General features: G+C 43.0%; 19 protein-coding genes. 9 read left to right on the forward strand and 10 right to left on the reverse strand.

What is annotated here, in order from left to right; all coding sequences use genetic code 11:
- Positions 1–17 precede the first annotated feature (17 nt).
- From dapF to QYZ87_02945, 7 genes are all read right to left on the reverse strand, one after another.
- A complete protein-coding gene (gene dapF / locus QYZ87_02915) occupies positions 18–884 on the reverse strand; it encodes a diaminopimelate epimerase (protein MDN4753481.1) in 867 nt (288 codons plus the stop codon).
- Entirely contained in the window at positions 881–2,398 is a 1,518-nt protein-coding gene (locus QYZ87_02920) for a potassium/proton antiporter (protein ID MDN4753482.1), read from the reverse strand. The genes dapF and QYZ87_02920 overlap by 4 nt, the downstream gene beginning before the upstream one ends.
- Before the next feature lie 858 nt (positions 2,399–3,256).
- A complete protein-coding gene (locus tag QYZ87_02925; protein ID MDN4753483.1) occupies positions 3,257–4,168 on the reverse strand; it encodes a hypothetical protein in 912 nt (303 codons plus the stop codon).
- Between the two features lie 272 nt (positions 4,169–4,440).
- Positions 4,441–6,180, reverse strand: a complete 1,740-nt coding sequence (locus tag QYZ87_02930) for a bifunctional UDP-sugar hydrolase/5'-nucleotidase (protein ID MDN4753484.1) — start codon at positions 6,178–6,180, stop codon at positions 4,441–4,443.
- Positions 6,181–6,198: 18 nt separating this feature from the next.
- Positions 6,199–8,325 carry a S46 family peptidase gene (locus QYZ87_02935; GenBank protein ID MDN4753485.1) on the reverse strand — a complete coding sequence of 709 codons (2,127 nt, stop codon included), beginning with the start codon at positions 8,323–8,325 and terminating at the stop codon, positions 6,199–6,201.
- Positions 8,326–8,368: 43 nt separating this feature from the next.
- Positions 8,369–8,860: a CYTH domain-containing protein gene (locus QYZ87_02940; protein ID MDN4753486.1), complete on the reverse strand. Its 492-nt coding sequence runs from the start codon at positions 8,858–8,860 to the stop codon at positions 8,369–8,371.
- 22 nt (positions 8,861–8,882) lie between these two features.
- The gene (locus tag QYZ87_02945; GenBank protein ID MDN4753487.1) at positions 8,883–9,968 is read right to left on the reverse strand and encodes a DUF2027 domain-containing protein; all 1,086 of its coding nucleotides are present in this window, start codon (positions 9,966–9,968) and stop codon (positions 8,883–8,885) included.
- 314 nt (positions 9,969–10,282) lie between these two features.
- Between QYZ87_02945 and QYZ87_02950 the strand changes: the two genes are divergently transcribed.
- Genes QYZ87_02950 through lpxB form a run of 4 tightly spaced genes read left to right on the forward strand, consistent with a single transcriptional unit; the run spans position 10,283 to position 14,284 of the window.
- The gene (locus QYZ87_02950; GenBank protein MDN4753488.1) at positions 10,283–11,833 is read left to right on the forward strand and encodes a glycine--tRNA ligase; all 1,551 of its coding nucleotides are present in this window, start codon (positions 10,283–10,285) and stop codon (positions 11,831–11,833) included.
- Position 11,834: 1 nt separating this feature from the next.
- Positions 11,835–12,362 (forward strand): FKBP-type peptidyl-prolyl cis-trans isomerase, encoded by a 528-nt coding sequence (locus tag QYZ87_02955; GenBank protein MDN4753489.1) that lies wholly within the window; start codon positions 11,835–11,837, stop codon positions 12,360–12,362.
- Positions 12,359–13,138, forward strand: a complete 780-nt coding sequence (surE, locus tag QYZ87_02960; GenBank protein MDN4753490.1) for a 5'/3'-nucleotidase SurE — start codon at positions 12,359–12,361, stop codon at positions 13,136–13,138. Before QYZ87_02955 ends, surE begins: the two co-directional genes overlap by 4 nt.
- 12 nt (positions 13,139–13,150) lie before the next feature.
- Entirely contained in the window at positions 13,151–14,284 is a 1,134-nt protein-coding gene (gene lpxB / locus QYZ87_02965) for a lipid-A-disaccharide synthase (protein ID MDN4753491.1), read from the forward strand.
- 24 nt (positions 14,285–14,308) lie between these two features.
- Here the strand turns inward: lpxB and QYZ87_02970 are convergent, their stop codons facing one another.
- The 3 genes from QYZ87_02970 to QYZ87_02980 form a co-directional block, all read right to left on the reverse strand.
- Complete coding sequence (locus QYZ87_02970) at positions 14,309–16,483, reverse strand: heavy metal translocating P-type ATPase (protein MDN4753492.1); 2,175 nt, start codon at positions 16,481–16,483, stop codon at positions 14,309–14,311.
- A 66-nt stretch (positions 16,484–16,549) separates the two neighbouring features.
- Positions 16,550–16,765: a heavy metal-associated domain-containing protein gene (locus tag QYZ87_02975; GenBank protein MDN4753493.1), complete on the reverse strand. Its 216-nt coding sequence runs from the start codon at positions 16,763–16,765 to the stop codon at positions 16,550–16,552.
- A 55-nt stretch (positions 16,766–16,820) separates the two neighbouring features.
- Complete coding sequence (locus QYZ87_02980) at positions 16,821–17,081, reverse strand: DUF4834 family protein (GenBank protein MDN4753494.1); 261 nt, start codon at positions 17,079–17,081, stop codon at positions 16,821–16,823.
- A gap of 759 nt (positions 17,082–17,840) precedes the next feature.
- On the opposite strand from QYZ87_02980, the gene QYZ87_02985 reads away from it, so the two are divergent.
- From QYZ87_02985 to QYZ87_03005, 5 genes are all read left to right on the forward strand, one after another.
- On the forward strand, positions 17,841–18,434 hold the full coding sequence (locus tag QYZ87_02985; protein ID MDN4753495.1) for a hypothetical protein: 594 nt from the start codon (positions 17,841–17,843) through the stop codon (positions 18,432–18,434).
- Positions 18,435–18,459: 25 nt separating this feature from the next.
- On the forward strand, positions 18,460–19,047 hold the full coding sequence (locus QYZ87_02990) for a PepSY-associated TM helix domain-containing protein (protein MDN4753496.1): 588 nt from the start codon (positions 18,460–18,462) through the stop codon (positions 19,045–19,047).
- Between the two features lie 454 nt (positions 19,048–19,501).
- A complete protein-coding gene (gene folP / locus QYZ87_02995; GenBank protein ID MDN4753497.1) occupies positions 19,502–20,389 on the forward strand; it encodes a dihydropteroate synthase in 888 nt (295 codons plus the stop codon).
- A gap of 26 nt (positions 20,390–20,415) precedes the next feature.
- Positions 20,416–21,237 (forward strand): diadenylate cyclase CdaA, encoded by an 822-nt coding sequence (gene cdaA, locus QYZ87_03000; GenBank protein ID MDN4753498.1) that lies wholly within the window; start codon positions 20,416–20,418, stop codon positions 21,235–21,237.
- A gap of 41 nt (positions 21,238–21,278) precedes the next feature.
- Entirely contained in the window at positions 21,279–23,918 is a 2,640-nt protein-coding gene (locus tag QYZ87_03005; protein MDN4753499.1) for a DUF5686 family protein, read from the forward strand.
- Positions 23,919–23,926: the final 8 nt, after the last annotated feature.

The following is a 23,926-nucleotide window of genomic DNA, read 5'->3' on the forward strand; positions in this document are numbered from 1 at the left end:
ATCTATCGTACCTTATATCAAGAAACAAAATTTTCCTTCCACTCTGAAGTAACCCAGAGTCCTGCGTCATCATTGATCCGACCCTCATAGACCAAAGTAGCTCCCCCAATCATGTAGGCTGGTGATGACTCTCGCCCGTCCCACTCAATGGTCAAGTCTCCCCCTGGCATCGATACCTTCACGGGGCTCTCCAGTCTCTTCGTAGCAATCCCAGCTACAGCAATAGCTGTAGCACCTGTACCGCAAGCAAAAGTCAAGCCTGACCCACGTTCCCAAACCCTCATCTTAACATGATGTGGGTTAAATACTTGTACCACTTCGTAATTAACACCATCAGCGAAGTCCTTATGGTTCTCCACCTTTGGCCCTATTTCTGAGAGAGGATAATCATCCGGGTCATCATCAATGAAGTTTATAAAGTGTGGATTACCCACATCTACTTGGACCCCGACGACAGACATGTCATCTAGATAAATGATCTTATAATTATTCGTAACATGAGGTGGATTCATATCCACCCTCACATCTGTTACCGTCACGCCATCAACCGTTAGGCTCAGCTCCTTAATACCTGACAATGTATTTATCCTAATCGTATTCTTTTTGCACAACCCACTCTCATAAAGGAGCTTTGCCACACATCGAATCGCATTACCGCACATTAAAGCCTCTGAACCGTCCAGATTAAAAACCCTCATGAGGTAGTCAGCCGAATTATCTTTTTGATAAGTGATGACCCCATCCCCACCTACACCAAAACGTCTATCGCTATACACACGAGCAAATTTTTCCAGATCATCTATAGGGTACTGATCCAGATTAATGTAAATATAGTCATTCCCCAGCCCATGCATCTTATGAAAGATTATTTCTTTTTTCATCATACGTTTCTTACCATTTTATATTCCACAATCCCCAACTCTTCATACACTCTCACCAACGCCTCATCATCATCGGATATAAATAGGATATGATCATTAACCCTCAACTCCGTCTCTCCATTCGGAATAAAAAAATCCCCATCCCTCTGTACCAATATGGCCAGAGTGTGGTTAGGCATGTCTATATCCTTCAACTTATTACTTACACCTATCATCCGCTTACTCACGATCATTTCTGAAAGTGTACTCTTAATTTGCTCTGGCAAATTCATCTCATGAAAGACATGATCCCGCACTGAGTGATCAATGAGATTAAGCTTCTTTGCCATATACTGCACTGTAGTCCCTTGAATAATAAGCGAGAGCATTGTGATAAAGAACACTACCGTAAAGATAAGCTCAGCACTCTCTATACCCGCAACCCAAGGAACAGTCGCAAATATTATAGGTACCGCCCCACGCAACCCAACCCAGCCAACATACAGCTGTGCCCTAGCCTTAAACTTTTTCCAGAAGGGTAGCATTGTAAGGAACACCGCTACAGGTCTGCCTAAAAGGATGAGGAACAGAGAGATTAATATCGCTGGGATCGCAACCTGCGAAAGTCTAAAGAAGTCCACCATCAATCCAAGTGATAGGAACATAATTAACTGGCATAGAGACTGAATACCATCAAAGAACCTCAGGATAGTCTTGTAGTAAACCATCTTCATATTCCCCACCATCATACCAGCTAAATACACAGCAAGATAGCCATTGCCTCCAGCCTCATAAGTAACGGTGTAAATAAAGAAGGCTATGGACAACATCAAAATCGGATAGAGGGCTGTCGCTTGTAAGTGAAACTTATTCACCATCTTCACAGCCAGCCAACCAAGTGCAAGACCGAAAATAACCCCAAGAGAAAATTGTACCACAAACATCCAGATAGCATCCCAGATCGAAGCAGCTCCATCTGACTGAATCATCTGCACCAAAATAATTGTCAGCATATATGCCATAGGGTCATTACTACCGCTTTCGAACTCCAAGAGAGGCTTGAGGTTATGCTTCAAATAGGTCTTATTGCTCCGAAGGATGGAGAAGACAGACGCAGAGTCGGTCGAGGACATCACTGACGCAAAGAGCAAAGACTCCAAGTAAGTAAGGTGTACTGGACCATCAAACCATTGAAAGAGATAGTAAATAAATGTACCCGTAAGAAGAGAAGTCAGCAGGACTCCTACGGTAGCCAGGAGAGCTCCCGGTAACATGACTGGCTTCACCTCCTTGTAGGATGTCCCCATTCCACCCGAGAAAAGGATGACCGTCAGAGCGATCACACCTATCGCCTGTGCTACTATAGGGTTATTAAACTGAATCAGGTTAGTGGTACTAGCCAATACACCTACCCCCAAAAAGAGGAGCAACGTTGGCAAGCCATACTCGAACCCTTTTTTACTCAAAAAGAGCCCGATAATAGCCAACATAGATCCGTAAAGGAGTATTTGTTCAGTAGTTAGGACAACTAATAGCATGTATCACCTTCCTATATATTCGATTACCAAAGTCGTGACGCACCCTTTGCTGTCACCAAAAGACTCGTACATACAAATATAATAAAAACCAGATACAAAGACATCCATTGATAGCACCCGAATCAGCACAATCTAAATAATTCACAAATCATAACGTTTGGAGGAACAATACAGCACCGAAAGCTATAACTTTTTGTGCAAAATGGCGAGCATTAGAGGCTCTCTAACAACCATAATACTAGTATTACAAGGATCACGATACTAGGACTCGATTCTAAACAAGAGAGCATTTAGGGGTCAATCATTCACACCTAAAAGCGTCTTTGATGCTCAGAGTCGCTATGATGAGAAGCGTTCAAAAAGTAAAAAATAAAGAATCCAAACATAGGACATAAAGTAGAAGCGAAATAGCCCTTGTCCTTACCATCCGAAAGGGATTACAAATAATTAACTCAAAACCCCATGACTATCAGAAGAAAAATAGGTACAACTACCTGATACAAAACGACTAGTAAAAAAGTGTCAAATCGCAACCGATGAGACTCTTTTAGAGGGTAAAACTGGAGGAGATTTTAGTTATATGAAAAAGTTACGCTTCCTATAGGAACGATAAATTTTTCATATGAGAAGAAGATGCGTTTCCTATAGGAAGAATTTTCGCCCCTTTTAAAGCCCTTCCCCCAAGAAGTGCCTTTCATTCCGTTATCTATAGTTAACTTGATGGATGTCGTATAAAAACGTAGCTCCTTAAGCAATAAAATAGGACGGCTATGTTACTTAACAGCCGTCCTATCGATGTCTTACTTGAGAATTTAAAAAGAGTAATCAAACTCTTTTGAGGCTTGAGGGGGTAATTGCTTACTCCCCACCCTCAGGATTTTGTGCGGTAGATATTTGTTCAAAATGAACGGATAGGCTATTGCTATCCAGATATGCCCCTTTGAACCTCTGGTACATGATGATAGATGTTCCGAAGTCCCATCCTGTAAATTGACCGCCTCGGTGGTACCTCTTGATGTCTTCTTCACCATATTTCTCTACCAAATCTTCATACACCTCTCTTAGTACTTGAGGAGCTATCGAATTATCGGTCCCAATGAGGTCATTCTCCACCTGTCCGATCAGGTTGCAGTCTACTGCTACTAATCTGTTATTCTCAAAGAGGTATGCAATGATAGCCTCATGCCCATCATACTCCCCTTGCACGATGTATTTAGTATCTGCGTCCTCTCCCTTAGCACGATTAGGTTTCCCGATACGCTGCTCGATCACACTGCGTTCGGTCTGCCATTCAAGATCCTGAAACGGCTCGAAAGCTGATTTGTGGTGGATGATGGATATGTTATAACCGTTACCACTTTCGGTGGTATCTAATAGGATGTAGTGGTCTCCTTTATTCCAGATCATCAGTTCATTACGATACCAGATCTCAGAGCCGTACTCTTTTTTCATACTTTTGATGAGTTTCTCTAGAGGTACATTGGGGACCGTTTTTAGTTTAAGCCCTTTGAAGTCTCCGGACTCTGGATTGGCTAAGACGGTCACATTCTCAGATGGAAAGCCTAAATATTTAACTTTTCCCATCACCTTGTACCCTTCAGAAATAGGCTCGAAACGCTTAGTCTTAGCTTTTAGTTCAGAAAGACTAGTATCGTAGGTGTAGTCCTTGAAGTACTTTTCTATTTTTAGAGTATTCGAATCACACGAGGTTGTGCTTACTCCAATCAAAAGGAGAAGCACCATGTAAATAAAATGCTTTTTTGCGCTCATATGCAATAGGTTTAGATAAAAAAATAATCGGTTAGGCAAAGTAAAAGCCTAGGAATCAATTAGATGAATAAGAGGTCTGTATTGATAACTTTTTATTTGCCTTTACAAAAATACTAATAATCCGTGTGGAATACTACTAATGTAATAGCTCTATAAATCTATTTTGTCAGTTGTAGGATCTATAGAATACGAAGAGAGAGTCTGTCTTATTAAAGAACAAACTCTCTCTTATCTATCTAAACTCTTACTCTGTGTTTATAGAGCAGAACTATTTACAGGGATCGATTCTGGTAGAGAATTGAACTGTCTCGTGGGATAGCTATATCCGACCATTCCTTGGGAATAAATTGCCAATCTGCTATGACGTGAGGTTGGTAAGGGTCGTGCTTTTTTAGAAACCTAATTAAGAAATAACGAAGGTCCATGTCCGTAGCATTAATGATGCGTTTTTTGAGTTCGGACGTAGAAAGCCCAGCTCCTTCGGTAAGGAGCCCCCCGCCTCCATTCCCTCGATAGGAATTGAGAGCAACCTTATACTTCCTATCAGCGGAAAAATCAGCTTTTCCCACCTTAGTAATTTCAATCCTTTCACCCCTAGGCATACGTACATCTATCGTGTAAGTCATCCCTGCTGCACTATCAAAGTTGAAGGTTGGGTGTCTAGTGGGTAGATACTGTCCATCCAGCTTATCCATATTGATCTGCAACATAGGGTCTGTAGGTGAGGCCATCGTCTGTATCCAACGGTCATAACTTTCCTCTAGCAATCCTTTGAGCTCTTCACCTGTAAGCTCCATTAGGTAGAGCATATTTTCGTAGCTATATAGATTAAAGAGATCACGCATATAGAGTTCTCCAGCTTTTAACACCACATTATCAGCCAGTGGTGCGGTAATAGAGATCTCTGCCTCAGGAAAGATAGAAAATTGGAGCTGGTGGATTAGGTCAATAAAGGTGCAGGGTCTGAAGAGGCTGCTTCGTGCATCCATATCCTCGGTTATGTGCCCCACAGGCTGGTTGACAAACTCCTTCACTACTTCCTTCTGACTAGAAAAAGCCTTAAGATACAGGAGACTAGGCTCCGTTCTTTTTATAGATACCAAAGACGGCTCTATACTTTTAGTACCATCCTTATGAAACGTTACTGTGGTGTGGCTGAGTTTATTAGCATCATTGGCAGGATTAATGAGCCAGGTGACTTTGCCATTGGGCTGCTGATAACTCTCCATGGTCTCCTTATGGTCATGCCCCATGAGGATTATATCTAGCTCTGGAACAGCTTTCGCTAGATCTAGTCCCACCTGCTCACCCATATATTCAGGTTCCTTACGATCCTCGCCAATTCCACTATGGATCATAGCGATGATGAGATCGGGCTCTGTCGCTAGAATCTCTGGCATATACTTCTGAGCCGTCTCTATCTGATCTTCAAAGCGCATTCCACTCCATAGAACCTCTGGTAATTGATGGGTGAGTGCTGGAGAGGTAAGCCCTAGCAGGGCTATACGCTTACCTCCTTTTTGGAAAATCACGTATGGCTGGAAGTAAGGATGCTCCTCCTCCGTATTATTACTGGTGCGAATAACATTAGCTGCCATTAGTGGCATATTGAGCTCCGTCATCCACTTATCATACACCTTATGCCCTGTCTCGATGTCATGATTGCCCACCACGACAGCATCGTATTCCATGTGGTTAAGTGCTGCAGCGACCAGATGGAAAGCATTGGTATCAATGAAGTTGTAGTAGTAGGCTGTGGGCTGTCCTTGGAGGATATCCCCAGCGTCCAGCAATAAGAGTTCTTCGCCATTCTTTCGTAGCTGCTCTACGTAGTAAGCGACTCTAGCATAGCTACCACTTCCCTCTCTGTTATTGATAAAATCGTAGGGGAAAAGATTGCCATGCACATCAGTTGTGTGAATGATGTGCAACGTAAAATCCTCACTTCTCTCCTTTGTACAACCAAAGCAGAGAAGGAGGATACTGAATATTAAAGGTAATAGGTACTTCATTACCTAATCAATTTTTATTTAGTGTGTAATGCTTAGCTCCTTGATGATCCTATCAGCTCCGAGATATTTGTCAAGAATCAGTAGGACATAGCGGGTATCAGCTATGATGCTTCGTTGGTAATCTGGGAGGTAGATGATATCGCCACCAACACCTTCCCAGTTACGGTCAAAGTTGAGCCCTACAAGCTCTCCATTGGCATTGATGACTGGGCTACCGGAGTTTCCGCCAGTAGTATGTGTGGTAGCACACATATCGATAGGCATCTGACCATTAGGCAAAGCATAGTCTCCAAATTCTTTATTCTGATATATCTCTATTATTCTTGGCTGAAGCTGGTACTCAGGGTTCGTTGGGTCGTGCTTCTCCATCACCCCTTCCATAGTAGTTTGATGTCCGTAGTAAACGTTATCTCTAGGGGTGTACCCTTTGACTTTCCCGAAGCTATAGCGTAATGTGAGGTTAGCGTCAGGCCAAAGATTCATTTCGCCTTCCATCTCCATGATCCCTTTGACATAAGTTTGACGGGCTATCTGGAAGTCTCTGTCATAGCTAGCCACCTTCTCCTTAGTCTGCTTAATCTCTTCACGAATGGCAGATGCAACTGATACAAGAGGATCCTGTAGATAGTTCATGAAAGAATTGTTCTGGATGAAAGCTTTGAGGGTCGCTTTGTCTTTATAGATGGTTGAGTCAAAGAGATTGTCCACGTAAGTGTCTGCATCACTCACCCCTGCGAAAAGCTCAGTCTGTACACCAGAGTCTAAGACTGCCTGCAGCATTGCTTTGGTTACCTTGCGGTCCACCATCTCATTGTAGTCCTTATCAAAATACCCTTCGTACTTCTCTGTCAGCCATTTGTCTAATTCATCAGGATTGTTCTTAAGCTTATCATACTCTCCTGAGGTGAGAAGTGGTGCTTTGACGATCTCCATCGCTCTCCAAATACCCTCGTCAAGGACCTTCTGCAAGCGTCTAAGTGGAGCTCGCTCTGAGATGATATTACTGATTTGCTGAACAGCTTCGATGTATTCGGGTTTGTTGTTTGCTTTAGCGTAAGCGACGAGCTTGTCAACCTCAGCTTGCTTCTGCTCTTCGAACTTCATCTTATTGATAGCCCAGTTGGTGCCAATCGAATTTTTATACTTGTTTGTAGAGCCTTGGTACTTGCTAGCATACTGAATGTTTACGGCTTCATCAGCAAGCATTTCCTTCATCATCGTAGTCTGACGTACATTTCTAAGGTCTATTTGGATTTGGTTATCCACATCGCGTCTCTCAGCTACCTCGTCAGGAGTATAGAAGTGGTTGGTAGTACCAGGGAATCCCATAATCATCACGAAGTCATCCTCTTTAACTCCACTGACATTAATTTTGAGGTGATGTTTTGGACGAAATGGAATGTTCTCTTCGCTATACTTAGCTGGCTCACCGTTAGGAGCTGTATAGATACGGAATACCGAGAAGTCTCCAGAGTGACGTGGCCATGTCCAGTTATCTGTATCTGCACCATAGCTACCAACGCATTTAGGAGGTGCTGCCACTAAGCGAATATCTGAATAGACCTTCTGAACGAAGATATAAAACTTATTTCCTTCGTAGAATGGAGCTAGATCTAGCTCTGTGCCATTTTTCATCTCTCCGTGTGTCTCTTTATACCATGCAACGGCGATATCTTGGAGATAGCTGCGACGAAGGTACACGAGAGGGTCGTTCATCCCCTTTTCCTTCAGGTAGGCTTGTACGTAGTCAGTCACATCAGAAATTTCTGTAATCTGAGTCACGGTTAATCCTGGATTTGGTAATTCATCAGCAAGGGTGGGTGCATAGAACCCGTCTCTAATGTAGTTGTGATCCACAGAGCTATGGTTCTGAATTTGGCCAAACCCACAGTGATGATTAGTGAATACGAGACCGTTAGCGGATACTATCTCTCCAGTACATCCGCCACCAAACTGAACTACAGCATCTACGATAGAGCCATTTCCTGGTGCATATATATCTTCTGCAGAAAGTTTTAGGCCCATTTTCTGCATCTTAGCTAGGTTTTGCTGTTTGAGGAATGGGAGCATCCACATTCCTTCATCTGCGAATAGTTGAGGTGTCGCGATAGTAAAAGCGACCAAAAGTGCTAATAATTTTTTCATCGTTCTTAGTATTTTATCCTTGTGGTGTGTATCATCTATCTAATTATGCCTCATCATCCTTTTCCCAAGTCCTGTAGGGATGGATGGCGAGATAGCTATTAAGGTATCGGTGATCCTCGGTTACCTCTTCGCCAACCCAGTCGGGTAACTCAATATCCTCATAAATACTTGGGATCTCTACCTCTGCGATGATGAGTCCTTCATTTTCTTCCTGGAAGATATCCACTTCCCATTTGAGGTCCCCTTCCATAACGACGTAACGCTGCTTTACCACAGGGGTGTATTGACATATCTGCATCATCTCATTGGCATCTTCGAGGGGTAGAGGGTATTCATATTCATGGCGAACGGAAAGCCTCATGTCAGATGCCTTTTTGATTGTGATGAAGGCCTCTTCCTCATTGATGATTCGTATCCGAATGCTTGTGGGACCATCACTCATTAGGTATCCCTGTCGGATACTCTCTACCGAATCACTTTCAGGAATCGGTACCCCAGGTTTGATTTTGAATTTTCTTTCTACCTCTAAAGCCATATTATCGTTACTCCTTTCTGAATTATTTTATCGTTACCCTTGTTGCTCCAAATCCAAATTCTTGGAAGGAAGCATCTTGAATGTCACTCTTCGGAAATTGATGTCTGATTAGGTCTATCACAGCTTTGCGTAAGACTCCTTCACCCTTCCCATGGATGAATACTATTTCGTCACCCTTGTGTTTGGGGTGTTGGTGTTGCTCCATGACCTCTTTCACCTTATCGAGCTGAATCTCCAGCATATGCTTAGGCTCGAGACCTACGGTGGTATCCACCAATTCGTGGATATGAAGGTCTATCACTAAAGGCCCTTTATGCTCTTTTTGATGTTGCTTGGTCTCTTTTCTCTTCATATCCCCTTTGATCTTTTGGGTCAACATCTTTTCTTTGATCTTATCAGGGTCTATTTTCTTTTGATGCAGAGGGTGATCGTCCTTTACCAATTCAATGATAAGAGCAGGATCTTCGAAGAAGGGATTCTCCACGAACGCATTTTGCTTGAAGAACCTAGCTCCATCTACCTTGAAATTGATGGTCATAGCCTCTTTAGGGCGAAAAACATCCCCTTTGTCCTTGAAGGCGATTAGCTGGATGGAGCTCTTCTCTCGCTCTGCTAATTCCTTTGGCGAGAAGTGCTCTAGCATTTCAGAGGAGTCAAATGGAATAACCCCCGAAAATCGAACCTCTTGCATTGAGTCTCGTCCTGATGTGTAAAGTACCATCAGATCATAGTTGGATTCATTTACGAGATAGACCTCGAAATCGTCTCGCCCCATCGTACCATCTTCCTCTACCAGATAGCAGAGATGGATATTAAGTTTTTCACCAAGACTATCACTGCTCCGTACTCTCATCTGCTGAGGGACAGGAGCTGCTTTTGGAGCTGGATTGGCCTTGCCTAAAGTCTCTTTTATGCTCTTATTAGATTGTGGCTTAGGGACTATAGTAGCCCCTTCAGTGACCACTACCAATTCATTCTCCATGATTGGTATCTCGAATCCGGATTCATCTTCGACATACGCGACGCCACTTCTTAGTACGTTGCGTACGACGCCCTCTCCCACATCATTAAGAAAGCGAACTCTGTCGCCTATCTTTACTTTTGCCATACGGTTCCTCCTATACTTATTATATTATACCTCAAAGATAACGAATTTTAATATAGTAGATAGCACTTTTGAAATATTATATAAGTCCCAGATCAGCCAAAACAAACCAGAAGTCCTATAAGATTCGCAAAACATCAGAGAGGACTACGTTCCTTCAAAAGACATTTTGGACCAAAAAAATGCTAGCAACATACTTAGTAAGGGTTAAAATATAGTGTTTCTTAAATTGTGGGGCTAAGTGATTGTGATGTAAAATGATTATCTTTGTGCATTAAGGTTTTGAATAAATAACTTGTAAGTAAGATATTGAGGCTATGGCACAACCATCGGACAATCTATTTAAGAAGATTGTAGCTCACTGTAAGGAGTACGGCTTTGTTTTTCCAAGTTCAGAAATCTATGACGGCCTAGGTGCTGTCTATGATTATGGACAGAATGGAGTGGAACTAAAAAATAACATCAAAAAATATTGGTGGGATAGTATGACCCTCCTGCATGACAATGTGGTGGGTATTGATTCCGCTATCTTTATGCACCCTACCATTTGGAAGGCTAGCGGACACGTAGATGCCTTTAACGACCCATTGATTGATAATAAGGTCTCAAAGAAAAGGTATCGTGCTGATGTCTTGATGGAAGAGCATCTGGAGAAGATTAATGATAAGATACTAAAGGAGGTCAATAAAGCTGCTAAACGCTTTGGCGAAGCCTTTGACGAGGCTCAGTTCCGTGCTACTAATCCGCGTGTATTGAAGTATCAAGAGGAATATGATACTATCCACAAACGTTTTAGTGACGCCTTGAATGATAATGACCTTGAGGCTCTCAGACAATTGATTTTGGATTGTGAGATAGTGGACCCTGTGAGCGGTTCTCGTGAGTGGACTGACGTAAGGCAGTTCAACCTGATGTTCTCTACTGAGATGGGCTCCACTTCTGATAATGCGATGAAGATTTATCTCCGACCAGAAACTGCACAGGGCATCTTCGTGAATTATCTTAATGTTCAGAAGAGTGGTCGAATGAAGATTCCATTTGGTATCGCTCAGATTGGTAAAGCTTTTAGAAATGAGATCGTGGCTCGCCAGTTCATCTTCCGCATGCGGGAGTTCGAACAGATGGAGATGCAGTTTTTCGTAGCCCCTGGTACAGAGCTAGAGTGGTTCGAGCGTTGGAAGGCCTTTAGACTTAAGTGGCACCAAGCTCTTGGACTCGGTGATGATAAATACCGTTGGCATGACCACGAGAAGTTGGCCCACTATGCAAATGCCGCGACTGATATAGAGTTCGAGATGCCATTTGGCTTCAAGGAAGTAGAGGGTATACACTCCCGTACAGATTTTGATCTAAGTAGCCATGAGAAGTTCTCGGGTAAAAAGTTACGCTACTTTGATCCTGAGCGAGGTGAGAGCTATGTTCCGTATGTCGTCGAGACCTCTATAGGAGTGGACAGGCTCTTCCTAAGCATCTTAAGTGGTAGCTATGAAGAGGAGCAACTAGAAGGTGGGGAGACAAGAGTGGTACTACACCTTCCACCTGCTATTGCACCTAAGAAGGTGGCCGTCTTCCCTCTTGTGAAGAAGGATGGTTTGCCTGAGCTAGCAAAGAAGATTGTTGATGATCTGAAGTTTGACTTCCCTTGCGATTACGACGAGAAGGACTCTATCGGCAAGCGTTATAGACGACAGGATGCTCTCGGTACTCCATTCTGTGTGACCGTGGATCACGACTCGCTAGAAGATCATTGTGTGACCATTCGATATCGTGATACTATGGAGCAAAAAAGAGTTGCGATTACGGACCTCAACAAGCTCATAGAGAAGGAAGTCAGTATGAAGAACTTGTTAAAGAAAATTCAGGAATAATATGAAAAAGAATATATTGGGAATACTGATGCTGGGCATTGTGCTACTAGCTACAAGTTGCAACAGTCTTTCCTCAACTCCAGATGAAAAGTCTGAGTATCAGATAAAAAATGAATCATACATTGAGGATATAGCTAAAAATCCTGATTACACAGAGCTGAAGTTCCTCAACCATAAGGATAAGACAAATGTCTATTACAAGGTGATTAAGTCGAGCCCAAATCCCGATGGACAGAAGCCCTATCAAAATAGCGAGGTAAGGATTGAACTCAGTGGGAAATTGATATCTGGTGAAGTCATCCAGCAAAAAGAAACAATGGATGTCACCATCTTCGACATCAATTCTGAAGGGCAACCTGTCGGGATCATTAAGGGGCTACAGTATGCATTACAGAGGATGACTTCAGGGGATAAGTGGGAGGTAATCATCCCCTACAATCTCGGTTATGGAAGTGGCGGACAAGGTAGGATAACACCATACTCTACTCTGATATTCGAAGTTGAACTCATGAAGATAAAGAAGTTATGACCAATAAGCGTCCTCTCATACTAGTCAGTAATGATGACGGTGTCTTTGCTAAAGGTCTGATAGAGCTATATACAGCTCTCCGAGATCTAGGTGATATTGTGGTGGTGGCACCAGATGGCCCTAGGAGTGGGACCTCGAGTGCCATTACCAGCACAGTGCCAATTCATTTTAACTTAGTGCATTCAGAGCCTGGGCTGACCGTATATAGCTGTAGTGGCACCCCTGCCGATTGTGTCAAGTTGGCCCTCAATGAGATCGTAACGGTATTGCCAGATATGGTTGTAGCAGGGATCAATCACGGAGGTAATCAAGGCATCGCCGTTAATTACTCAGGGACTCTTGGAGCTGCGATAGAGGGAACGATCTTTAAGATCCCAAGTTTCGCTATTTCCTTGCTTCATGGAAAGCAAGACAGTGACTACCTCGATAGCTGTCGTTTTGCACGCAGTATAGCACGCCGTGTCCTAAAAGAAGGACTACCACAGGGAGTGTATCTCAATATTAACGTGCCTAATGAGCCTATCGTACGAGGTCTAAGGGTTTGTAGTCAAGCAGATGGCAGATACGTAGGTGAGTATGTACAGCAACAGACACCAGATGGTAGAGATGTCTATTGGCTATCTGGGGAGATTGAGCTAGCAAAGCCGATTAATCAGAATTGGGATGTAGCTCTGCTATATAAGGGCTATGCGACCCTTGTACCCTGCAATATAGATGTAACTGATTACGAATTTATTCAAGAGATAAAGCACTGGGACGAGACATTATCACAATAGTAAGAATAAATAATGAAATACTTCTTTGTCGTAGGAGAGGCTAGCGGAGACGTACATGCTGCAACAGTAATGCGGGAGCTAAAGGTACTGGATCCAGAAGCCTCTTTTGTTTATATGGGAGGCCCTATGATGAGAGCCGAGGGAGGAGATTGTATCTTGCCATCTGAGGATCTTGCGTTTATGGGCATTGTGGATGTGGTGAAGAACCTTAAGACGATCCAGAGAGGAGCTGATCTGGTACAGCAGAAGCTCCTAGAGGTACAGCCGGATCGGGTCATCTGTGTGGATTATGGTAGTTTCTGCTTTAGATACGTTCTTCCATTCGTTCGTACGAATCTTCCCAACACTAGTATAACATACTATATACCACCAAAAGTGTGGGCTTGGAAAAAAGGGCGTATCAAGACTCTTCGGAGTCATACCGATCAGGTCCTTACTATCTTTCCTTTCGAGGTCCCATATTTTGAGGAGCACAACCTACCTCAGGCAAAGTATGTAGGAAATCCTACGGCAGAAGCTGTTCAGCGATACCTCACTGACCATCCGAGATTGAATCCCCTATATCCTAGTAAATATATCGCCGTCCTCTGTGGTAGCCGTCGTTCCGAGATTGAGGAAAATCTCCCGACCATGTTGAGAGTGGCTAATAGCTTTCCTGATCATGATGTTCTGATAGCCATGGCTCCTAGTGTGCACCGTAAGCTATATGAGCAAATAATACTGGGACAGGGATATGCCCGTGATATAGATGAGCGGATACACCTCATTAGCGGTGATACGCTTGGTGTGGCACGTCAGGCGAATGCCGCTTTAGTCACAAGTGGCACGGCTACGCTTGAAACCGCTCTGATGGGCTGCCCACAAGTGGTTTGTTATGCCGTGAAGGGCGGAGGCTTAGCTAATATAGTCTTTAATAAGTTCTTTACTATTCCATATATCTCTTTGGTTAATCTCATAGCAGGGTACGAGGTAGTACACGAAATGTATGGTGGACTATTCGAAGAAGAGAAGATCTGGAACACTCTAGCACCTTTGCTCTATGATAGCCCAGAGCGACAGAGAATGTTGGAGGGGTACAAAGTGGTCTCTAGCCGCTTGAGAACAGATATCCCAACAGCTACAGAAGTGGCTAGATCTCTCCTCTAATTCAGCATCATATTGATGCTCTTTTTAACGCATCAGACGAAGCGAATTCAGAACCACACAGATAGAGCTGAACGCCATCGCGGCAGCAGCAATCATTGGTGTGACAAATAGAGAGGGGTAAAAGAGCCCGGCAGCAATAGGCACCGCTAGAAAGTTGTATATAAAGGCCCAGAAGAAGTTTTGGTGGATAATCCTAACCGTTTTCTTCGATAACTTAATGGCCTTCTCTAAGGCATAAGGTGATCCACCAATGGCCGTTACTTGAGCAACATCCGTAGCGATATTGCTACCACTACTCATGGCGATGCTGAGGTCAGCTGTTGCTAAGGCAGGAGAGTCATTGATCCCATCCCCTACCATGGCTACGATGTGTCCTTTGGCCTGTAAGCCTGAGATAAAGTCCTTTTTGTCAAGAGGGGATAGACCACCCTGCACAGAATATATCCCAACTTCCTTTGCTAGAGCTTCTGCACGCTCAGTGCGGTCCCCTGATAGTAAATGAATCCTAACCCCTGTGTCTTTTTGAAGATCCTGTAATGCCTCACGTGCATCAGGTCGTAGCGTATCCTCAATGATGAGTAGAGAGATTAGCTGATTCCCTTTGCTATAGTAAACAGGTGTAGCGAGAGGGTACTTTGTTTCCAGGTCTTCTACCTCCTTACTGGTATTTGGCTTCTTGTTTCCGATGAAGTAGTCCTCTCCTTGGTAGCTGAATTGCAAACCTTCTCCAGCTACCTCACGAATATTTTCAGGCATAGCATCGCTATCCATCATACTAAAGTGGGCTATTATGGCACTCCCTAGAGGGTGACTAGATTGCTGCTCAGCACGTACCAGCAACGCCTCTTCTGTAGCACTCATGGTGCCAGAGTAAGTGACCACCTTCGGCTCACCTTCGGTTAGCGTTCCAGTTTTGTCATAAATGACATCAGTTACCTTCGCTAACTGCTCAAGAGCCACAGCATCCTTTATGAGTAGGCCCTCCTTGGAAGCCTTCCCCATGGCAACGGTTATCGCCGTAGGAGTAGCTAGCCCTAGAGCACAAGGACAGGCAATACAGAGCACACTGATAGCAAAATATATCCCATGTAGCCAAGACTCCTCTATTCCACCCATTCCCCAGATGAGAAATGTGGCGAGTGCGATGCCTAAGATGACCGGGACAAAGACACTTGAGACCTTATCTGCTATTCTCTGGATAGGAGCCTTTGTGGCTTGAGCTTGTCGGACAGAGGCAATAATGCGTCCTAATAAAGTCTCATCCCCGACCTTAGTTGCTTCGATAGTCGTAACAGTTCCGACAGAAATGGTACCAGAGAAGACCTCCTCTCCTCTCATCTTGCTTGCAGGGATAGGCTCTCCTGTTATAGTGCTTTCGTCGAAAGCTCCAGGCTCCTGAAGAAATCCATCCACGGGGACACGATCGCCGTTTCTAAGGCGGATATGATCACCAATGGCTATCTCCTCTACAGGGATCTCTACAAAGTCATCCCCTTTCTTGACTAATGCTGTTTCGGGGGTAAGAGCCATGAGGGAGCGAAGGGCATCATTAGTTTTGTGTTTAGCCCGCTCTTCAATATACTTCCCTAGAAGGACGAAACTCATAATCATCCCCACTACATCGAAGTAACTATTCCCAAATAGGCCTCCCATCTCTGGACGGTCTAGGATTAGGTAACGTACGACGCTGAAGAAATAAGCGACACTCACACTCATACTGATGAGTGTATCCATCGTAAAAGTGAGATGGCGTAATTGCTTCAGTGCTCTCTTATGGTAGTCAATAGCGGAGTAAAACATTATGAACGTAGCTCCTAAAGGTAAGAACCACGGAGAGAAAACATCTGCAATCCCCCATTCCTCTCCAAACATCTCCACGGCCATCATCATTATAGCGATGATAGCTGTGATGATGAGTTTACTAAGCACCTTCTTCAGTTCTTTGCTTTCACTCGCTATACGTTTGATATCTCTCGACTTTGCCTGCTCCTCGATAAGCATATCGTATCCGATGCTTCTTACATCATCACGTAAGGCTTCAGGAGAAGTTTCTTTCTCATTATAACGTACGGTGGTACGTCCCTCGAGGAGTTGGACAGAGGCATCCTCCACCCCTTTTGCTTTCTTGAGGCGGTTCTCAACGGCGGCCACGCAGCCTGCGCAGCTCATTCCTGTTACGGTAAAGCTCTTTTCTGTCATGAGAATAGTATTTGTGTATAGCGGGTATCGCTAATGTTTTTTTAGGATTTTTCTTTGATCTTTATTTTATTCGTTGATGAGCAACTCGAAGCCAAGTTCCTTGACTTCGTCACGTAATGCTTCAGGAGTAACCTCCTCTTCATTATACTTAATAGTAGCGTTCTTACCAGCAAGATCTGCGGATACACTCTGTACCCCTTTCATATTCTTGAGTCCCATCTCTACAGCTGACACACAGCCAGCACACTTCATTCCATTTACGGTAAATTTTTTCTCTGTCATAGTTTTGATGATTTTTAAGTGAAATAATTCAGTGGGATAACAAGGGCAAAATGCTTTACTTAACCTCCTCGTAGTCCACATACTCCCCGCCCTCCAGATCTAAGTGAGCGTCATTAATGAGCTCTACGCTGCTCTGCTCTGGTCGGGTTCGCTTCCGTACACGCTCAGATCGCTCCTGTTCTTCTTGATACTGTTTTTTCTGAGCTTTCTGAGTTTGGTTGATTTTATATGCAGCACGGACTAATCTCCAGTTTTTTATCAATAGATAGGCGACTAGTATTATTGGCAGTAAGATAATCAGTAAAAAAAAATACATCCCTAGTTATATCTAATATTATATATATACATTCATTATAAAGCAAATATAAGCTTTTTCATTGTTTTCAAAATAGTTAAGTGCAATTCTTATGCCAAATACATCTTTTTGGCAGTCTCTCTCTGCGTGAATAGCCACCTCATTATATCTCCTTGAATTTAGACGTAACTAAGTTGCTATGGTTACCCCCTATGGAAATGATTAATAAAAGAAGCCCCAGTTAATGCTCTATCAGGTCCTACTTAATCCATCAGAGTATCGCATACATTTATAAGCCTTCATTCGTGGTCGGATAATAGTAACAAAATGAAAGGTGGCTGTTGTGAGAAGGGGCTTAAAAGGGGCGAAAATTCTTCCTATAGGAAACGCATCTTCTTCTCATAGGAAAAAATTATCGTTCCTATAGGAAGCGTAACTCCATTATATAACTAAACCTTTTCTGGTTTTTATCTTCCTAAAAAGTCAGACATAGTTACGTTTTATCATACACTGTCGCATGAGATAGCACAACTCTGATAAAGTTGTCATTATCTTTTGATGTATTCTCCTCTATTTCAATCATAAATATCATCTCCACGTGTATTTCGTGTCACCCCAAAGAGCAAAGACATTCAAGACTACAAAGGTCTAGGTCGTACCTAAATGTGGCTATTTCTGATAGATAATATACATAAAAGAGGGGATGTCAATTATAGAGAATTATATAGACCTTTGCATATCGTTATTTGAACAGAATATAAACCCTCTTATTAATCAAACATGAATAAAATAACTACTTTACTAATCTTAACCCTCACACTACCTCTATTATTTGTTAGTTGTAAGGACGATGGCAAAAAAGAGAATAATCATCAGGATGACATGGTGATACTTGATGTTGACGACCTAGTCAATCAAGCAGATAATTTGGTGGACTCCGTAGTCACCGTAGAAGGACTTTGCACACATATATGTGCACACGGTGGTGGTAAGATATTCCTAATGGGCAGTGATGAATCTATCTCTCTACGTGCAGAAGCTGGCGAGGCGATTGGTAGTTTTTCGCAAGAAACGGTAGGCAGCATGGTTCGGGTAGAAGGGATACTCAAGGAGAATCGCATCGACGAAGAATATCTTGCTCAATGGGAAGCACAGATTGCGGCTGAAATGGCTGAAAAACATGGAGAGGAAGGTGAGAGCGGATGTAGTGCTGATAAGAAAGCAAACGCCGAAGATCCATCTGATAGCGTCTCCGAACGTATCGCTAACTTTAGAACTCGCATAGCAGAACGAGCTGAAAAAGAGGGCAAAGCATACATTAGCCTTTATTATCTGGAAGCCACCTCATACAAGATTCTAGATAACGAGGAGTGAGTAAACGAGATCCAACTCAAATCTTATGAAACAATCTTCTCCTACAAAAAAGGGTTCAGCGAAAATAAACCGATGGCTAAGGCTTATCCATCGAGACTTATCATTTTTCTTCGCTGGTGTGATCATTATATATGCTCTATCAGGCATTATGATGAATCACAGATCCACCATTAACCCACACTACAGTGTCACCAGACAGGAGGTTCAATTCTTTGAAAAAGCACCCATCTCAAAAAACGGGGTCCAAAAGGATGATATTCTTAAGGAGTTAGAAAAACTTGGAGAAAAGAATAATTACACAAAGCACTTTTTCCCATCAGAGACATCGATGAAGATCTTCCTAAAAGGTGGCTCGACCATTGAAGTAGATCTCTCCTCGGGTAATGCTGTGTATGATAGACTTAGGAAGCGACCACTCCTGAGTCAATTCGTACGTCTCCATTACAATCCTGGCCATTGGTGGACCTACTTCTCAGATCTATTTGCTCTCAGTTTGATTATCATTACATTGACAGGGCTATTCTTGGTCAAAGGAAAGCGAGGGCTGAAGGGTCGTGGAGGAATTCTCTTTCTTATAGGTATCGCTATTCCCATTGCTTTCTTACTCCTCTAAACGGATATAGTCCCACCCTTGAAAGGAGTAAATCAGTTCTTGTCTTAGGAAATAGTAGCCCTCTCAATGTAGATCGCTACTATACAGAGAGAATTAGAGCGATAGAATTTCGAAAACTCTTAAAGAGTCTACGGCTGTAGAAGCCTAACATCAATATATACCTTATTATACCTCACCTTCTCGTGAGTATAATAAGGTATTCTTGATGCAAAGCATAGGTCTCAAAACATTCTACCGCCACTTTCGAATCATTCTACCGGTACTTTCAAAAGATTCTATATAGGTACCCTCGAAATAACATACAGCTCGAGATATGAGTAATAACCTATTTCTAAAGGTTCTAATCCCCCATCACTAATAAGCTTTGCTAGATTACGGAATTAAGAGTAATTTTGTGGAGATAGGAATGTAGCATTGTTCCCTTCATCAGAATTCAATTTTTAATATGTATCGTATGAAACCAGACGTGGTAATGAACTTCCGTGGGAAGCCTTATAATATGACAGAGGAGCCTCTAGTGATGGGGATCCTAAACCATACACCGGACTCCTTTTACTCTCAGAGTCGGGTAGATGGAGAGAAGATGATCCACGATCGTATTGAACAGATCCTAAGCGAAGGAGCCTCAATTATTGACGTCGGTGGCTATAGCTCACGACCTGATGCCTCGGATGTATCACCTGAGGAGGAATGGAAGAGGGTTAAGCAGGTCCTATCAATCATTAGGCAAAGCTACCCAGATGTTCCTGTCAGCGTGGATACATTCCGTGCCGAAGTTGCCAGACGATCAATCGAAGAGGGTGATGCTGACATCATCAATGATGTCAGTGGCGGGATCATTGATCCTGAGATGCTTTCCACGATAGCTCAGCTACAGGTTCCTTACATTCTGATGCATATGCGTGGTACACCGAAGACGATGCAGAAGTTATGTGGCTATGAGGGGCGTGTCGCAGATGGTGTAATCAATGAATTACTGGTAACAATCCAGAAGTTAGAAGAATTAGGACTGAAGAGGGAAAATATCATCTTAGACCCAGGCTTTGGCTTCAGTAAAACTACTGAGCAAAATTATGAACTCATGGCTGATCTGGATAAGTTTATTGCTCTCGACTTCCCTCTATTGGTAGGCATCAGCCGTAAGAGTATGATCTATCGTTTATTCGGAACAACGCCACAGGAGGCTCTGAATGGGACGTCTATCCTGAATACTATATCATTGATGAAGGGCACACATATCATCAGGGTACACGATGTACGTGAAGCTGTGGAGGCGGTTAAGATCACGAGTGAGCTTAGACGATTAAGACACCAAAATGCTCAACCTTTTGTAGCTAAGTAAGTCCTCAAAAAAAATTATTATAAATTATGGAGTGGTTACCTTTTTCCTTTATTGATTTTCTAGATATCATACTGGTAGGGCTTATGCTCTACTATACGTACGATATGCTTCGTAAGAGCGGGAGTGGGAACCTCTTCATAGGCGTGATCTCACTCATTATCATCTGGATACTTACCACCCAACTCTTCAAGATGAAAGTATTGGGGGGTATCCTTGATGCCGTGATGGGAGGGGTAGTCGTTATTGTCGTAATATTATTCCAAGAGGAGATTCGGCGCTTCCTCAACATGCTGGGCTCTACAGGAAGGTGGCGTTTCTTGAGGCGACTATTCAAGCAAAATCGGAAGGAAAAGGAAGAGAAAGAGTCCTCCTTTGTGGCGATGCTCTCATTTGCCTGCTCCAACATGGCTAGAAAAAAGACGGGGGCTCTGATTGTGATAGAGCAAGAGATCAGCCTTGAGGCCTATGCACATACTGGGGAGATTCTTAACGCTGACGTGAACTCTCGACTCATAGAGAATATTTTCTTCAAGAACTCTCCGCTTCATGATGGGGCTATGATCATTAGGGATTATTCGATAGTAGCTGCTGGATGTATCTTACCAGTAGCCCAAGGGAACGACCTACCTAAGGAGATGGGCCTAAGACACCGATCAGGGCTGGGGATGTCTCAGCAATGTGATGCTAAGGTCATCATCATCAGCGAGGAACGGGGTAAGATATCTCTAGCTCATAGAGGAGAACTACTCATAAATATTGACATAAATCAATTGCAACGATTTTTATCAAGTAGTTTCAATCAACTCTCTGAATTGGGAGCGGTAGCTGATGCCAAAACGAAAGTGTAACTTCTCTGCGAGAGAAATAGTTTTTCGCATAAGTATAAAGAATGGAGCGTCCTAAAATCATAGCCAACTTAATCCTCATTCTGCTCCTAATAAACTTGAGCAATATATCCTATGGGCAGGATCGTAAGACCATTGAGAAGGTCCTTCCTCTCGAGGCATATTGTACGATTCAGGTGATTAACGCACTCTCGAAAGAGCCTGAGCGTGATGTCCAGCTCTCATTAGTGCGTGACAGTCTGAGTTATAGCCATCCGATCACTACAAGCTATAAGGATGGCACGTCGGTACTTAATATTCACGTCAAAAAGAGAGAAAGCTTTGAAATCGTTATCCTAAGTAAGCCTGGATTTATCACAAGTTCATATAACTTTCAGCCTTACAAGCTAGGAGGGGACACGCTTAAGCTATACATACAGCCCAACCCTTATTTAATACCACAAGTAACCGTCGTCGGGCATAAAACGAAGTATAGTAGCGTTGACAATCCCGCTTATGAACTGGCGATGCGGATTGCGAGAGATGAGAAAGAAAGAAGACAAAAGTCGACTAGGAACTATTCTTTTAGGCAAATTGATAACATCACGCTCTCTGCAGCTAATATAGATGCTGTGCAAAATTTCCTTGAATATGTAATACCCTTTTACCCTTCATATTTAATACCTTCAAAGATTGAAGATGAGATGATCTTGCCTTTGTCACATCGGGAGACCGTTAGAAGGGTTGGATACAATGCTAAGAAAAAGGTATTCAACCAAGATATCCAATTCAAGAAAACTATAGGCTTAGACCAGAACATCGATGATGGGACATTATCAATGGCTCTCTACGAACTCTTTCCTCCGATAGATCTATTCAAGAGGCACGTCCACATGCTGGATACAGATATCCCATCTCCTTTATCTGACTTGGGCCGTTTTCACTATAAATATTATCTTACAGATACTATTATTCACCAAAGAAAGGTAGCACAGGTCCTAGAAGTCGTACCTCATTACCCTAATGAACCAAGCTTTCGTGGACAGTTTATTGTCACGATGGATAGTATCCCAAGATTGCTGAGGTGCGAGCTCACATTCCCGCACTTCTCCAACATCAACTTCATTGAAAAGATGAGATTGATACAGAATTTTGACGCTTCTATATCAGAGAGATCTAACCTAAAGAATGAAGAATTACTCGCTAATGTGCGGCTGTATCACAAAGTGCTCTCCGCTAACATCGATCATACCAGAAGCTACGATGAATATAACTACACTTCTCCTGACAGTGGACTGATCTACTCTAAAATAAGGCTACGTGATAGTTCATCTGAGAAAGACTTAAAGGCATACAAAGATCAGAGTACGGGCAAGGATCTCCTCGTCTCTGATCACGGATTAAAGCAATTCATGGTGAGGTTAAGAGAACATCCCACTCATAAATTCATTATGGAAGTAGCGGACGCTCTATCTGTTAATTATATCCGAACTCGCTGGAATAGTAATCTGATATATGGGGGTAGCCTGGTGGAAATAGGCCCTCTTAATAAACTGGTGGGATATGACTGGTTCAATGGTGCTAGGGTACAACTGGGAGGACGGACAACGGCACTACTTAACAAACGCAATTTCCTAAGTGGCTACATAGCTTACGCCACGGGCTCTGATAAAATCACCTTCCGAACGAAAGGGATGCACAGCTTTAGACCCAAGCGGTACTATGCTGAGGAATTCCCTCGGCACGATATTTCACTGGCTTACGGCTATGAGCTATACTCCCCAGGCAACAGAATTTTGAATAATGATGGGAATAATATTATCTTCAATGTGGGAGTACCACACCTGACTTACTTTTCGTACAGAAAGCTCCTAGAGGCTCGGTACCACTATGATATCGATTCGGCGTGGACTATTCAATTGTATTATAATCATGCGACTGATTATCCTGTAGGTGAACTCGAATACGTACGGGTACTTCCTGATAATAGCATTATAAGGTATGAGTATCTAAGGGATGCGATGATCGGTACAGAAATACGCTGGTCTCCAGAAGAGGACATATTTCCGGGATCGATGCAGAGGGAAAACTGGTATAAAAGACTAAGACAGACACATCCCATATTCACTTTCAAACTCGAATACGCATCGCCTAATCTAGGAGGTCAATATAAGCGGATACGTTCAGAGATATCCGTTGAGCAAAAACTATGGCTAGGTGCCTTTGGACGATTAGATTACAATATCAATGGAGGTAAGATATGGAGTTCAGTACCATTCCCATTCCTTTATGATCCACCGCTTAATAGGAATTTCTTCGTCAGGAGATTTAGCTTTAAGGGATTAAGAAGAAGAGAATATGTAGCAGATGAATGGATCTCTGCTTTTTGCGAATACCACATGCGAGGCGTAATAGCAAATAGGCTGCCGCTCGTTAAGAAACTCAATCTAAGAGGAGTCCTTACGGTTAACCTCTTATGGGGAAATACGACAAATAAAAATTCACAGGACTCTGGGAAAGAGCTATTCGTATTACCAAACATATCGACCGAAATGAGCTACAAGCACCCGTATATGGAAATGGGATTTGGTCTGGAGAATATTCTAAAGGTTGTCCGAATTGATGTGTATCGAAGACTAACCCCTATGGGACCTCACTCAACTGGCCCGTGGAATGTCAAAATGGGGCTCAACCTTAACTTCTAAAGGGTTGG

The organism is Porphyromonadaceae bacterium W3.11 (assembly GCA_030434245.1).
Taxonomy (GTDB): Bacteria; Bacteroidota; Bacteroidia; order Bacteroidales; family Porphyromonadaceae; genus Porphyromonas_A.

Coding starts and splice junctions, on each gene's coding strand:
- QYZ87_02975 (MDN4753493.1), bottom strand. CDS start 16,765: ATGACAGAGAAAAAATTTACCGTAAATGGAATGAAGTGTGCTGGCTGT.
- QYZ87_02920 (MDN4753482.1), bottom strand. CDS start 2,398: ATGCTATTAGTTGTCCTAACTACTGAACAAATACTCCTTTACGGATCT.
- QYZ87_02925 (MDN4753483.1), bottom strand. CDS start 4,168: ATGAGCGCAAAAAAGCATTTTATTTACATGGTGCTTCTCCTTTTGATT.
- QYZ87_02980 (MDN4753494.1), bottom strand. CDS start 17,081: ATGTATTTTTTTTTACTGATTATCTTACTGCCAATAATACTAGTCGCC.
- folP (MDN4753497.1), top strand. CDS start 19,502: ATGAAACCAGACGTGGTAATGAACTTCCGTGGGAAGCCTTATAATATG.
- QYZ87_02930 (MDN4753484.1), bottom strand. CDS start 6,180: ATGAAGTACCTATTACCTTTAATATTCAGTATCCTCCTTCTCTGCTTT.
- QYZ87_02955 (MDN4753489.1), top strand. CDS start 11,835: ATGAAAAAGAATATATTGGGAATACTGATGCTGGGCATTGTGCTACTA.
- QYZ87_02945 (MDN4753487.1), bottom strand. CDS start 9,968: ATGGCAAAAGTAAAGATAGGCGACAGAGTTCGCTTTCTTAATGATGTG.
- lpxB (MDN4753491.1), top strand. CDS start 13,151: ATGAAATACTTCTTTGTCGTAGGAGAGGCTAGCGGAGACGTACATGCT.
- QYZ87_02940 (MDN4753486.1), bottom strand. CDS start 8,860: ATGGCTTTAGAGGTAGAAAGAAAATTCAAAATCAAACCTGGGGTACCG.
- cdaA (MDN4753498.1), top strand. CDS start 20,416: ATGGAGTGGTTACCTTTTTCCTTTATTGATTTTCTAGATATCATACTG.
- QYZ87_02950 (MDN4753488.1), top strand. CDS start 10,283: ATGGCACAACCATCGGACAATCTATTTAAGAAGATTGTAGCTCACTGT.
- QYZ87_02970 (MDN4753492.1), bottom strand. CDS start 16,483: ATGACAGAAAAGAGCTTTACCGTAACAGGAATGAGCTGCGCAGGCTGC.
- surE (MDN4753490.1), top strand. CDS start 12,359: ATGACCAATAAGCGTCCTCTCATACTAGTCAGTAATGATGACGGTGTC.
- QYZ87_03005 (MDN4753499.1), top strand. CDS start 21,279: ATGGAGCGTCCTAAAATCATAGCCAACTTAATCCTCATTCTGCTCCTA.
- dapF (MDN4753481.1), bottom strand. CDS start 884: ATGATGAAAAAAGAAATAATCTTTCATAAGATGCATGGGCTGGGGAAT.
- QYZ87_02990 (MDN4753496.1), top strand. CDS start 18,460: ATGAAACAATCTTCTCCTACAAAAAAGGGTTCAGCGAAAATAAACCGA.
- QYZ87_02985 (MDN4753495.1), top strand. CDS start 17,841: ATGAATAAAATAACTACTTTACTAATCTTAACCCTCACACTACCTCTA.
- QYZ87_02935 (MDN4753485.1), bottom strand. CDS start 8,325: ATGAAAAAATTATTAGCACTTTTGGTCGCTTTTACTATCGCGACACCT.